This window comes from Alistipes montrealensis, assembly GCF_018362775.1.
Taxonomy (GTDB): Bacteria; Bacteroidota; Bacteroidia; order Bacteroidales; family Rikenellaceae; genus Alistipes; species Alistipes montrealensis.
Genome location: NZ_JAGYXY010000003.1, coordinates 234,649 through 248,334, shown reverse-complemented (window position 1 = coordinate 248,334; position 13,686 = coordinate 234,649). Strand labels below are relative to the sequence as shown.

The following is a 13,686-nucleotide window of genomic DNA, read 5'->3' as shown; positions in this document are numbered from 1 at the left end:
TTTACAGAGATTGATAATTAAAGATAAGCATTTGGGTTCAAAAAATATTGACCTGATATAAGTTTACATATGCCTTCCGAACAACCGTCTTTCGGCCCCAATGATGTTTGAGTTTTCCGGTTCTAAGTTCCGCTTCCAAGGGCGTAAGCCAATCGCAACTGGCATGAGGTCTGAGTGAATTGTAAAGGATAACGATCTCATCGATGCGTTCTTTTGCTGCCTGAAAACTTTCAAAACATTCCTCGTCGATCCATTCGCTCTTCAGAATACCGTTCACCCGTTCGGCAACGGCATTCTCATACGGATCGCCCTTTTCAGTCATGCTGATGCGAATCCCATTATCGGTCAGCAATTTCACATATTCTTTCGAACAATATTGGCATCCTCTGTCCGAATGATGGATTAACCCTTGCCGTTTTTGCTGCGGAGTCTGATCTATGGCCATCCTCAGTGCACGGAGCGCTCCGTCCCGTTCCAATGTCGTATTCAGATCATAGCCTACGATCCGTTTGGAATAGGCATCCGTTATCAAAGCCAGATATGCAAATCCTTCTTTCAAAGAAATGTACGTAATATCTCCGACCCATAAACGATGCGGCCGCTCGAGGTCGAAACCCCGGATCAGATTCGGATATTTACGCATCCAGTGCTGCGAGCAGGTCGTAACGCTGTATTTCTTCCGACGTTTGACCAGAAGATTGTTTTCCGAAAGCAGCGTAAATAACCGATCTCGGCTGACCGGAAATCCGTCTTGTTGCAGCAAATGCCACAGTTTACGACCGCCGAGCCTGGGCATCAGTTTCCGGTAGTAACCCACCCGCTCCAAAAGAAGGGTGTCGGACAAGGATCCTTCCCTATTACGCCGTAAATGTTTATAATAGGCCTGACGGGTATAACCGAACAACCCGCACAGAAACGGCAGGCATTTCAGTGTGGGATTAAAGAGATGTAACGACTTGATTTATCGGGTCGTTACATTTTTGCAAAGAGAGTAGGCAACGAAAAGGAAACGGTTTATTTTCAGCTAGTTGCGCTCAAATACCGCATTTCAAATAACCTATTGCAAGATACGAAAAATTTTTGGAATTGGCAAATCAAACAATGCATCGAAAAGATTTTGGATAAAACGATAATGTCGGATTTGGAGAATACCCTGAATCAACAATACGATAATGTGATTTCCAATTTCAAGTCCGAATATCCGAAAATCAAGCCATGTTTTGTGGAATTGCTGTGCCTGCTCTATGCCGGATTTTCACCGCAACAGATAAGCGTCATAACCAATGAAACGCTAAAAACAATCTACATGCGGAAGTTCCATCAAAAGCTTATATCCAAAATCGCTTTTTATTAGCCCTTGCTTGAACGTCCAGTCGAAACCTTATAAATAAACTTTATGCTGAATAACGCCGGTATTTTCCGCCAATTGATTATGGGTATGTCCAAATGCGTTGAACTTGTAAATAAAAGTCGTTCAGCCGAGTGATGAATTACGTCTTTGAGATAGTTTATCCGACGAAAACACAATTTGCAGTTCTCTGACGAGAACAAAAATCCGACCGAATAATTTCTAACAAAAGTTGCGGAAGTTCTCCTTGAGGGATCTTGTGGCTGGGCTTTTTCTTGTTATATCACCCTCGGCTCATTCAAAAAACGGTAATATTTAAGTTTTTTAATAATAAATCTTTCTGAGTTTCCGTTATCAGTCCGGACGACCGACAAATAAAGCCGGTGATTCCTTTCCCAAATAAAGGATGTAGGCTGACAGAAATCCTGTATGAGGAACGAAATATGCCGATCGGGCGCATGTCACTCGTGTCCGCAACAGAACCCGTAGCGATTCTGCGATTATTTTTTCAACTTTACAGACTTACCTTCCATCGTTACGGATGATTCGGCGCAACACTGTCTGCCATCATTATCATGGCCTTATATTTGTCGGTTATATCCCGAAAGATAATACCGGAAAAGCAATGGCAAAAAGAAAATACAAAACCGACAATACCCCGATCTGTCAATACTTTAATCATGCGTTTGAAAATGCCAACTTTACGGTTTATTATCTTACCAGTTAAAAAGGCATTATGGATGGAAATAACCAGAAAAAACGACTGAATATGAGCATCAAGCCGATGCTCAATATTCGTCGCGGAAGTCCCGACGGTCGCTACACGCTCGTCATACAACTGATCCGGGAACGCCGCCGAGGCGTCATATTCACCCCCTACCGGTTACTGCCCGGAGAGTTCGACCGACAGCGCGGAAAAGCAGCTCCCACCTCCCGGAGCAAAGCCCATATGGCCTTTATCCGCGAGGTCAACATCTTTCTGGAAAAACAAAAGGAGGAGATACAGCGTGTCCTGACCGAGTTGCAACACGAAGGAAAACCCTTCTCTGTCCGGGATGTCACGCAAGCTTACCACCAGCGCTACGACAACCGCTATGTGCATACCTTCTTCGCCCGGCAGATCGAGGAGTTGCGCAAAGAGGGAGCGCAGGGCACAGCCAACAAGTACAATGCGACGCTGGTCGCCTTCGAAAAATTCATCGGAAACCGCCGTATCCATTTCGACAACGTGGACGAGAATCTGCTGCTCGATTTCGAACAGCACCTCCGGCAGGTTCCCCTGCAACCCAATACGGTCTCTTTCTACATGAGTAATTTTCGGGCTCTCTACAACAAGGCTCAGAAACGCGGGTATGTGACCCGGGGCAAGTCGCCTTTCGATGTCGTGCCCATCCGGATCGAAAAAACTCGCAAACTGGCTGTAAGTGCCGATGTGATTCGACGTGTCGCACAGTCCGAGTTTCCGGACTCCTACAAACTGAATTGTGCCCGCGATATGTTCATGTTCAGTTTCTACTGCCGCGGGATGTCGTTCGTGGATATGGCCTATCTGCGGCAGGAGGATATTCGGGACGGAATGCTCCATTACCGCCGCCGTAAGACCGGACAGGTATATTCGGTGCGAATCATTCCCGAAGTACAGGCGATACTCGACCGTTACCGAGAAGGGTGTTCGCCATGGGCATTGCCCGTAATGCTCGATTTTGAGGACGACGGACTCCTGCACCCGCTCGTATACAACGGGACAACGCCGGACGAACGCAAACAATTCGAGACAAAGCTCTACTTGCGCTATAAATACAGTCTGTCCCATTACCTGCGGTTTTTCCGGGACATCCGCAAGCGTTTGGCACTGCCGGTCGCACTCTCCTTCAACGTGGCTCGCCACAGTTGGGCAAGCCTTGCCCGCAAACAAGGTATTCCAGTCTCAGTGATCAGCGTCGGACTGGGGCATACTTCAGAAAAGACCACCCGGATTTACCTCGACGAACTTGATAACAAAACGGTGGACGAAGCCAACGAAATCGTTGCAGGACTTTTGAAGAAAGCACATTCAAGCCCGGAAAAAATAAATCGGGAGAAGACCCGAAACGGAAAAAAATAATATCTTTGCCTTAAACGGGGCGCTTTGTATAAAAGTGCGGGATATACAGAAAAAATACGGTCTTTTTGGAAAAGACTTTTACGTCCTTTTTTCGTTCTTTCAAAAGAGATGTTCGTATACCGTTTCTGGGGGCAAAATTAACGAAAAATTTAATATTCTCAATAGCCCCCCCCCCTCACGAAAATCAGTCAAAAACATATCTTTTTTTGGTCATCCGACTGCCCCCAGAGTGCTCTCTTGCCGTCATATTTGGCTTTCAGGGCCGTCGGCGAACAATGTAAATAACGCTGGCAGAAACGATAAAAAGCCAGGTAACTCTTGAAGCCGAACGTGCGGATCAGTTCGCCGTTATCGCGGATCCCGTTTTGGACTGCACGTTCTATATCTGCGGCTTTTTGTTTCACCAGCCAAGTGTGGTAGGGTTCGCGGAACGTCTCGCGGAACCTGCGAATAAAGGAGCTTTCGCTCATGTGCCCCATCCGTGCCAATTCGGCAAGGTTCTCGGCCTGCAGGTAGGAGCATTGTACGAATGTCCGGAAGTCATCTTTGGGACAGGCAATATCACGGAAAAAACCTTTGAGTTTCGCATCCCCGTAGAAGTGTCTCATCATCAGGAAGAGTTCGTGCTCCTTGATAACGTGGTAACAGGGAAGATGCGGCCCTTCGGGATCGAGGGCCGGCCCCAACCCGTCGAAGAATGTTTCGAGTGCAGGCACGACAGGCAAGATGGGTGAGCCCGTTACGGACGTTTCTTTCATCATGATTTCGGCAAGCATATCGTGCCGGCAGAGAGTTATCCGGTTGTTGAAAGCGAGCGTTACCACCTCGCTGTTCCGCAGCGCTGAGACCTCGGTTTCTTGTTTCCGAGCAAGGAAAATACATTGAAGTTCCGTGAGTTGGTGGCAATCGTTCCTGCCTATGCGGATATGAAGGTGTCCCGAAAGCAGGAAGAGGATGCGGTGCGAACGACACTCCGCATGGGGAAGAAGATGTGCCTCGGGAAGCAGCATCCGGGTGAATCTTGTATCGAGATGTTCTTTCTCGGCGGAACAGCTCGTACAACCGGCCGGACAATTGACCGCACGGAATGTTTCCCCGGCGTGAGCGGTGGCTTTTACTTGATGTTTCATCACTTATCCTATTTGTTTGGCTATTATATGATTGAAAAACACAGAATTACATTTTCAGTTTCACAGTTTCGCAAATCGAATTTCATGGTTAAACATTTTTTCGGTTTCGTAGCAATATAATTTATTGGTTATCAATTATTATTTCTTCGGGAATGTAACACGGCAGTCTTTTCCAAAAAGACTGCCGTATTTCAGCTATGTGGGACAAGCAGTTAAAAGATAAGTAGATGAGAAAAATTCTTGCCATAGTATTTCTATGTTGCTTCAGTTCGGTCGGGTCTGCTCATGCGCAGGATCTCGGCCTCAAGACCAATTTGCTTCATTGGGCAGCAGGCGGTACGATGAACCTTGGCCTCGAAATAGGTCTGGGTGCTCAAACCACTTTGGAAGTGATGGGCGGTTACAATCCATGGACGCTCAACGCAGAAACGAACAAGAAACTCAAACACTGGATGGTGATGCCGGAGTTCCGTTATTGGTTGTGCGAACGTTTCAACGGCCATTTTTTCGGCCTGCATACCGGTTACGGTGAGTACAACATCAGCGGCGTGCGCATTCCGTTTTTGAAAAAGCACGTGAAGGATTACCGTTATCAGGGGTGGGCCACCGGTCTCGGCATCTCCTACGGATACCAGTGGATTCTGGGCAAACGCTGGAATCTGGAAGCTACCGTCGGCGTGGGTTATGTCTATACGAACTACGACCGTTACGACTGCGCTACCTGCGGCAAATTCCGCGGAAGCAACGACAAACACTACTTCGGCCCGACGAAAGCGGGTATCTCGCTGATCTATATTATCAAATAACGAATACCGAGAAACGATGAAAAAACATATATCCCTGCTTATACTTATCTTACTGGCATACGCTCCCGGCGTTTCACATGCAGGGAACGAGCCGGATTATCTTTCCCAGATCGCACTCCGCGACCGTGAGGTGGTCAAGAACAACCGCGAAGTCGAACTTTCGATGCTCTTCGACCTGAGTAGCTTGCGCCTGCGGACGCAGCACACGCTCGCGCTAACTCCCGTGCTGGTTTCAAAAGACGGGAATCGCGAATGGGCCTTCCCTCCGCTCGTCGTAGACGGCAGGATCCGCAACAAGGTCTACCTGCGGGCTCAGCGGCTGGAAAGCGTGGCGTTGCCGCCATACCACGATGCAACGGCACAAGTGGTCATCCGCCGCCGTAACGGCAAGGAACAGAGCTACGATTACAGCGCAAAGGTTCCCTACGAGCGATGGATGCTCGACGGCAGGATCGAATTGCGCGAGGAAGTACATGGCTGTGTGAACTGTGACAAGAAAGAAACTGCTCAGCCGCTTGGCAACGTGCTGCCGGCTTTCGTACCCGAATACCGTCTGGATACCATCGCTCCCGAACCCGAACCCGTAAAAGTGCGGGCCGAAACCCGTACGGCACGTCTACAGTTCCGGCAGGACAGTTACAAGATCCTGCCTGATTTCAAGGATAACCGCGCCGAACTGGATACGGTTTCCAACTCGATCCTTTTGGTGCGAAACAACCCCGACGTGAAGATCACGGGGATCTATATCACCGGTTACGCTTCGCCCGAAGGATCGGTTGCCTACAACCAGACGCTCTCGGAGAACCGCGCCAAGGCTCTGCTCGATTATATCGTCCGTTACGAGCATCTCGACCGTTCGCTGCTGCACGTCAATCCCTGCGGTGAGGACTGGGAAGGCTTCATAAAGCGTCTCGACGAGTTCCCCGGTCTGTTGGGCCTCGACCGCATCAGGGAAATTATTGCCCAATACCCCGACGACCACGATCGTGCCGAAGCGGAGTTCCGGCAGCTAATACCCCCGACCATCTACCAGCGCCTGCTCAACGAGATTTATCCTCTGTTACGGCGCAACGAGTATAAAATCGAGTACAACGTGCGCAATTTCAACCTCGAAGAGGCCCGGCGCATGGTGAACGAACGTCCCGACCTGCTGAGTCTGACGGAGATGTATAAGGTCGCCGGGTCGTATGGAAAAGGCTCGCCCGAATACGACAAGGTAATGCGAACCGCCGCACGTTGTTTTCCCGAAGCTGCGGCTGTCCTGAACGATCTGGCGATGGAGGCCATCTCGCGCGATGAATACGGCAAGGCCGTGGAACTGCTGGAGAAGGCCCGTGTCACGGCTACGCACCCCACGCTGCTCAATACCCTCGGCGTGGCCTATGCCGAAGCAGGCGAATACCGCAAGGCCGAAGAGGCATTCGCCAAGGCCGCAGAAGCGGGAGCTGCCAAGGCACGGCATAACCTCGAACAGGTACGCGGCGTGATCGACCAGTTGTAAATCCAAGAAACAAGTAAAGTAACAATTTACTACTCATTACTATTCACAATCCAACACAATTCCAAACACTTAGTTGCGTATGAAAAAAAATTATTTCGCATTTGCAGCGCTCGCCGCTGCGATGGTGCTCGCCTCCTGCAACAAGGATGAGGGCAATGACAATCCGAAGTTTGACGGTATCGGAGCCGTCAGCATCAAGATCCAGAATCCGGGAATCTTAACCCGTGCCACTGTGGATCCAACGTCCGGTTCCGGAAATGTCGAGATCGACGGTACGTTGACCGTAACCCTGACACATAACGAGGGCCAAACTATGAAGATCGAGATCGACCCAAAGCAGATTGATAACAACACGAAGCTGACTTTCTGGAATGTTAAAAATCCCACAAAGATCGAAGCAACCATTAACGGCGGCGTAGCCGATTACAGCAATGTGGCCATCATAGGCGGAACTCCGGAATTACAGGTTCTCCCCGCGAATATTCCTGCTTACGGCGAAGTTGGCAAGAACGACATCACGTTGACTGACCAATCGGCTTCTCCTGACCTGACTAACTCGACAACCCAGACGGGAGCCTCGTCAGGCGATGAGAATAAGACTTACCAGATGTACGAAGCATCGATCCAAATGTCGATTCCTGTCGCACGTCTGGAAGTTTCGGGTATCACTCACGTAACACACCCTGACGAAGAAGAAGATGAATGCAAATATTCTGCGCTGACCATCAACGGAGTCTACATGGATGGCCTGAAAGCTACGGGCGGAGCGACTGGTCTGACCGATTACTGCTGGGATGGAACATCTAATACCGGAACCGGCGCTACAGCAATTCTGAAAGATGTGATAAACGGCACGAACGGCGATAATTTCCTGGAGAGCGGAACTTGGCCCGCGGAGGATAAAACCTTCGCTTACAATTTCTACACCGGAGCAGGCAACCCGAAGTTCAAGATTTATTTCGGACATGCAGAAGCTGCTGAGGGTGCGGATCCCGTTCTCTCGCCGCGCTATGCCATGATCGAGCAGTATACCGACCAAAACGGTGACCCGGTAACAATGCAGGCAGGTCGCATCTACCGCATTACCAAGGCAGAGTTGAAAGACAAGCATATCCTCGGCGACGAAGGCGGTGAAACCGTATATGGCGTCACTGTTACTGTCACGGAAGCCACTTGGACGGTTGTCGACATCAATGCCGACTGGAAGGAATAACACCGCTTTTCGCATGCCCCGCGATCCCTTCTTGGTGAGGGAGGCGAGGCCGACACAAAACTTACTTTGAAAACGGCCGGGCATTTCCGACATGTTATTCCGAGTGTTGCCGGATGAAATGCCCGGCCGTTCTCAGAGAAAGTTTGCAGAATAGCAATTTTCACCCAATAAAAACCGATCGATTCCATCGACATCTTAAAAACAATGAATTTTATCAAGAAAATAGTGTGGTTACTGCTGGTTGCCTTCCTGATCGCCGGCTGTATCAGAGAAGACATGGACGACTGTAAGAATGTCGCCGTATTCTTTCGATACGATGCTGATGGACAGGTCGATGTACTGAAACAGTATATCGACAAGATCGACCTGTATATCTTCGACGAAAGCCGCCGGCTGGTGAGGATCATCGCCTTCGATCAGGATGATTTCGCGGAAGGCACCGACATCGCTCCCCAGTTCCGGCTCTCCGCAGGCAAATATACCTTGGTGGCCGTGGGTAACGCTTACGACCGTACCACAGTGGAAGGTCTGAATACAGCCGACTTCAGCCGTATGTTCATCCAGCATCCCCAATGGGGCAATGAGGGACTGATATCGGGGCACGACCACAACTACATGGGACAGCGCGAGATCGTAGTCCCGTCCAACAACGAATACCTGTATGAAACGGTTCGCCTTTACAGTTCGCACATCGACGTGGATGTCGAAATACATGGATTACCCACCGCCGAAGTGGATGGGCAACGGGGCGTATTGCCCTGCACGCTGAGTTTCGAGGACTCGAATGCGCAGACCGACTTCAACAATGAAATCAACGCCGGGCAGACATGCTGCGTCGTTCCCGACCTGCACTACGACGCTACGACGGATACATGGCACACCCGGGACTTCACCCTCTTCCGCATGGATAGGCAGGGCACGCTGGATGCCGGACTATGCTGCCATCGGCTCCGCCTCGAAGATGCCGAAGGAAACCCGCTGGCTGAATTCGACATGGCCGGCTATCTGGAACAACACCGCGACGTGATAGACGTCACCCGTCAGGAGGCCCGCCTCCCCATCAGCATCGTATTCACGCCTCTGGGTGTGACCATCAAAATCCCTGCATGGTATATCGAAGACATCACCCCGGGATGGCAATAACCCAGAGACAGAAAGGAGTATCCATATGATGAACAGATTTTTACAGCATATTCTATCCGCCCGCCGTGCCGCCTTGTTGCCGGCAGTACTGCTCGCTCTGTCCGCCGGCTGCAATAAGGAGGCTGCCCCGGCAATGGACAAGGCTACGGTTCAGATGACCTTTACGACACAAGCTACCGCAGCCGGTGCGAACGATGGAAGCCTTACGGAAGGCGAACACATGCGAACACTGCGGATCATCATGGCCAATATGCAGACAAAAGATATTCTGTATAATGTCTACTACGATGATCTGGACGACGCTCTGACGGAAAAGACCGTCACCTTCAACGATATCCCTGCAGATATCGAGAATGGCACGGAATACGATTTCTACGCCATCGCCAATGAAGAGGCGTTTTTATCCGAGGGTGAAAGTCTGGAAGGGAAAAACGTGAATTTAGGCGTGTTGGAAGAGCGCATTATTTCGAATGACTTTAACGCCTCGCTCACCAACAGCCTTCCGCAGGCCGCGAAAGAAACGTTCAGAATAGAGGCGAAAGAGGGCATACAAGATTATACTATACCTTTGGTTTTTCCCGTAGCCAAGGTATGCCTTACATTCGAGAACAAGTCCGGCAGGACACAGTATTTCGGGGACATCGGGTTGCAGGAGGCCAATCCGGGGCGTGGATATCTGTTCCCGCATGATGCGCCGGTAGGCAATATTCCCGCAGATTATACAGATGTGATGCTGTACTCATACAATCAGAGCGATGGTTCCCCATCCAACTCATTCAGCGTACCCGCCGGTACGGAAAGCGCTCCGGGCAGTTCGCAGCCCCTCGTCCGCTATCTCTATCCCGGCACCAAGAATGAGGGCTATGTCCTTACTGCCTTGTGGCTGGGAACGGAAGAACAACCAAAGAGTCTTTCCCTTAAGAACGGTAACGATCTCCTGACCCAGATCGAGGGCGGCCAGCAGTTGAATGTTATCGTCACGCTGCTACCGGGAGATAAGCAAGATGTCGAGTTGAAATATAGCCTCGCCGACTGGAAGAAAGAAGAGATAGATGTTCCATTTGATTGACAAAAGGAAAAGCCATGACAGAAAAATTTATAAGATGCAGTTTGCTGCCGTTACTGGCCGGGGTTTTGTTGCTGGGGTCATGTGTGAATGACGATACACTGGAAGGTACGGGACAGTACCGGGTGGAACCCGATATCCCGGTGACACTTCCGCTGAAGGTGATGCTCTCCGGCAATAAGATTGCTACGCGAGCGGCACAGAGCGATGAGGCGGAAAGAACCATCAACAACATCTACGTGATTGCCTTCAAACCGGAAAAAAATCAAGACGGTACGGAGAACGGGAATGCCGCAGATGACCAGTGGGTCGTAGATAACGCAAAGAACTTCGAGGTAGGAGAGGCAATTACCTACGATAACGAGCACACGTTGGAAGGGGGTTTTCCGATGACTACCGGTATCCGCAAGATTTACGCTATAGGCAATCCGCAGTCCGGGTCGGGTTCACTGAGCGAAGAGGATCTGGCTAAAATAAAGACGTTGGCCGACCTGAAAAATCTGGGCTCAGCTCTGCGCGACAAGCAGAGCATCGAGCGAATGGATTTCAAGATGACCGGGCAGGTATTGAAAACTTCCGAAACAGGAGATAAAGAGCTCGTAACGGTGCGTGCAGCATCCGGCGGTAGCGGTGAAATCGTAGAGGCCTACGAATTGGAATTGAAACGGGTGGACGCCCGTATCACGTTCAAGATCAAGGGAACCGGCGGATACGAATTCACGCCGGAATATTACCGTGTGATGAACATTCCGGGTGGGACGTATGTTCTTCCGCGAGAGAAAGGTAGTGCGACGGAAAATACATGGGATTTCCAAACCGGCGGCTATGCCGAAGGTTTCCGTACGAGCGATTTCTCGACGGACAATGAAGGGGCTTCCCTCTTCGAGTTCTACCTGTGCGAGAACAGGCAGAACCCCAAAAAGCAAATAACAGAAGAAGCCTTGCTAGACGTAACCAGAGAAGATAAATACACACTATATTCACTCCGTTCAAAACAAGAAAAGTCAACTCCAGATGAAAATGGTAATGTCGAAAATGGTGATTTTGTTTATTCGAATGCCCACTCGACCTATGTCATTCTGGGAGGAACTGTGACGGGAGAAAAAGACGGTGAGAAAGTTTATGCAAAAGTAAGTTATAAGATTTTTTTAGGTGATACGGGTAATAAATCTACCTCAGACTGGCAAAACGATGTGAGTTTAGTAAACAATTACAGCATCGAACGCAATACGCACTACACTTATAATGTTACCATTGCAGGTGTAGACAAGATAATCGTTGAAGCGGAAAGCAATAATCCGGACGAAGAACCGGATCCCGGTGCTGAAGGCGATGTGATTCTCACAAAAGGCGATTACGTTACGTTGGATTCCCACTATTCCCGTTATGTGATGACTCTGAAGAAAAGTGAAATCATGGACGGACTTTCATGGTCGATAACCACACCCTTCCAGCGCGGATTGCAAGTATTCGACACAGACTTACCTATAGTGGATGATGCTTACCTAAGTACCGATAACACCAAGGCTGAAGCAAAATTCGGTCTTCCCCAAAACACATTATCACTCAATGATTACAAATGGGTAAAGTTTGCTATTAACAAGGAGTGTATACCGGTAAATAAAGAGAAGTTTCCTATTGGGCAGGTAATAAAATTCCCCGGAGAACAAGCATACGATGGCGGATCGCCCTTACTACCTGCCCCTATTGCTGGAGGGAAGTATCAAGAGACGGCTTATTATCAACAAGTGAGACTCTACGATGTCAATCAGTTGTTGAATTTCCTGCATTACAAAGCGCATGAAGATAGCAGCTCTGATGATATTTTTGAAAAGAATGATGCAGGCGAGGATATTGTTTATATCTCGGTATTTGTAGACGAATACATCTATATTTACGACCCGACGCAATACTTTTATCGTAGACCGACAGGTGTGGATACAGACGATAATATCAATGATGGTGTTATAGACTTGAGCTTGTGGAAAAAAACGGTAAATACCGAAAACCGATTGCTCAACATCTGCGTGGAAGGTTCCAAGTATAGCCCGGATGGGCAGAGTTCCGTGTCTCGTAGTGTATATACCATTTCGCAGAATCCTGTTTACACGTTTTATAATCCCAATGGTACTTCCGGTGATTTCAATACGGCTTGGGGAGTGGAAGCGAGTGTGGAAACGAAATTCCTGCCTATTGTGCCTGACGGAGTAGATAATAATACTTTTACAAACAAATTTGATAATGAGATAAATACACCGGATAACGGACGTAGCAACACGCTGAATATACTCAGCTCCGAGAGAGAATTACGCTGGGATGAGGTAATCAATACAGATATAACAAGTATTAATGATATCTTATTACATGACTATAAGAGCATTTGGTATGCATGTTTGCTGAGAAACAGGGACTTGAACGGTGATGACATCGTTCAGGCATCGGAAATACGCTGGTATTTGGCTTCAATCGACCAATTGACTGATATGTTTGTTGGAGAAGCCGGTATACCTACTGCCAAACTTTATCAGGCAGAAGTCAATAATGACTGGAGTGCTGGAACCTTGGTTGAAGGAGAAACACGTGTACACATTGCGAGTAGCAGCTACTATACTGGAGAACAATGGGGCGGCGAACCTCTTGATTCACCGAGAAATCCTTATGTGATATGGGGTGAGGAGGGCGTTTCAAAAGGTAGTGCTTACTATTCTAGTATTGCTGCAATTAGAGACGGTCTTTTTTCTTACCGATGTGTACGCAATTTGGGTATAAGTCTGGATAACAGAGAGGCCATGCCGGATGATTATGTCACCAAAGGAACATCTTCCTACACGGCAGAGGATGGAACAACTTATCAAGAGTTGACCATTGACGTTTCGAGAATGGTTGACAACTGCATTCGCCCATCTACAGGAGATAATGCCGTATTACCCAATCATACGGAACGGGAAGCCAACAATCGTCCTCCGCTCACGTTGGCTATTCTCAGCGACACCGAGGGGGCGACAACCAATTGGATATACCCTCAATCCAACGGTAGTCCTTCTTCAATAGATTGGACCCGGATTGAAAATGAAATATCAAACCGTGTGTGCCCTATGGGTTATCGAATACCGAATTTGCGGGAAATTGCACTGATGTACACCACCTATCCAGAACTCATGAACTCGATTACTGGTAGTAGTTATTATGTGACTAAAACAGGTTATGGTTATGGAGCAGAAGGAGAGGGTTTTGGATATCTTACTACCAAGGGAAATTTGGTAAAGTATAATGTAGGGGGTGTAGTACGTTGCGTCCGCGATGCTACCGACAATCCCGGGGGAAACTGATTCACAGTCAAATCCCGATCTAACATTCCCCTCACCGTGCGCCCCC

General features: G+C 48.9%; 9 protein-coding genes. 7 read left to right on the top strand and 2 right to left on the bottom strand.

Annotated features, from left to right (window positions below):
* Positions 1 to 37: 37 nt before the first annotated feature.
* Positions 38 to 904: an IS3 family transposase gene (locus tag KG007_RS07230; protein ID WP_213347884.1), complete on the bottom strand. Its 867-nt coding sequence runs from the start codon at positions 902 to 904 to the stop codon at positions 38 to 40.
* Between the two features lie 1,213 nt (positions 905 to 2,117).
* On the opposite strand from KG007_RS07230, the gene KG007_RS07225 reads away from it, so the two are divergent.
* Positions 2,118 to 3,452, top strand: coding sequence for a tyrosine-type recombinase/integrase (locus tag KG007_RS07225; RefSeq protein WP_249413276.1), 1,335 nt, complete (start codon positions 2,118 to 2,120; stop codon positions 3,450 to 3,452).
* Positions 3,453 to 3,640: 188 nt separating this feature from the next.
* Here KG007_RS07225 and KG007_RS07220 read toward each other — a convergent pair whose 3' ends face one another.
* The gene (locus tag KG007_RS07220; protein ID WP_213347882.1) at positions 3,641 to 4,585 is read right to left on the bottom strand and encodes a helix-turn-helix domain-containing protein; all 945 of its coding nucleotides are present in this window, start codon (positions 4,583 to 4,585) and stop codon (positions 3,641 to 3,643) included.
* A gap of 224 nt (positions 4,586 to 4,809) precedes the next feature.
* On the opposite strand from KG007_RS07220, the gene KG007_RS07215 reads away from it, so the two are divergent.
* From KG007_RS07215 to KG007_RS07190, 6 genes are all read left to right on the top strand, one after another.
* Positions 4,810 to 5,388 carry a DUF3575 domain-containing protein gene (locus tag KG007_RS07215; protein ID WP_213347881.1) on the top strand — a complete coding sequence of 193 codons (579 nt, stop codon included), beginning with the start codon at positions 4,810 to 4,812 and terminating at the stop codon, positions 5,386 to 5,388.
* 16 nt (positions 5,389 to 5,404) lie between these two features.
* Positions 5,405 to 6,889 (top strand): DUF3868 domain-containing protein, encoded by a 1,485-nt coding sequence (locus tag KG007_RS07210; RefSeq protein WP_213347880.1) that lies wholly within the window; start codon positions 5,405 to 5,407, stop codon positions 6,887 to 6,889.
* Positions 6,890 to 6,968: 79 nt separating this feature from the next.
* Positions 6,969 to 8,102 carry a hypothetical protein gene (locus tag KG007_RS07205; protein ID WP_213347879.1) on the top strand — a complete coding sequence of 378 codons (1,134 nt, stop codon included), beginning with the start codon at positions 6,969 to 6,971 and terminating at the stop codon, positions 8,100 to 8,102.
* A 204-nt stretch (positions 8,103 to 8,306) separates the two neighbouring features.
* On the top strand, positions 8,307 to 9,245 hold the full coding sequence (locus KG007_RS07200) for a FimB/Mfa2 family fimbrial subunit (protein WP_213347878.1): 939 nt from the start codon (positions 8,307 to 8,309) through the stop codon (positions 9,243 to 9,245).
* Positions 9,246 to 9,270: 25 nt separating this feature from the next.
* On the top strand, positions 9,271 to 10,314 hold the full coding sequence (locus KG007_RS07195) for a hypothetical protein (protein WP_213347877.1): 1,044 nt from the start codon (positions 9,271 to 9,273) through the stop codon (positions 10,312 to 10,314).
* Between the two features lie 14 nt (positions 10,315 to 10,328).
* Positions 10,329 to 13,640, top strand: coding sequence for a DUF4906 domain-containing protein (locus tag KG007_RS07190; RefSeq protein WP_213347876.1), 3,312 nt, complete (start codon positions 10,329 to 10,331; stop codon positions 13,638 to 13,640).
* Positions 13,641 to 13,686: the final 46 nt, after the last annotated feature.

Bases quoted from the DNA above. Each gene is read 5' to 3' on its own strand.
- KG007_RS07225 (WP_249413276.1), top strand. From the start codon at position 2,118: ATGAGCATCAAGCCGATGCTCAATATTCGTCGCGGAAGTCCCGACGGT.
- KG007_RS07215 (WP_213347881.1), top strand. From the start codon at position 4,810: ATGAGAAAAATTCTTGCCATAGTATTTCTATGTTGCTTCAGTTCGGTC.
- KG007_RS07210 (WP_213347880.1), top strand. From the start codon at position 5,405: ATGAAAAAACATATATCCCTGCTTATACTTATCTTACTGGCATACGCT.
- KG007_RS07205 (WP_213347879.1), top strand. From the start codon at position 6,969: ATGAAAAAAAATTATTTCGCATTTGCAGCGCTCGCCGCTGCGATGGTG.
- KG007_RS07200 (WP_213347878.1), top strand. From the start codon at position 8,307: ATGAATTTTATCAAGAAAATAGTGTGGTTACTGCTGGTTGCCTTCCTG.
- KG007_RS07195 (WP_213347877.1), top strand. From the start codon at position 9,271: ATGATGAACAGATTTTTACAGCATATTCTATCCGCCCGCCGTGCCGCC.
- KG007_RS07190 (WP_213347876.1), top strand. From the start codon at position 10,329: ATGACAGAAAAATTTATAAGATGCAGTTTGCTGCCGTTACTGGCCGGG.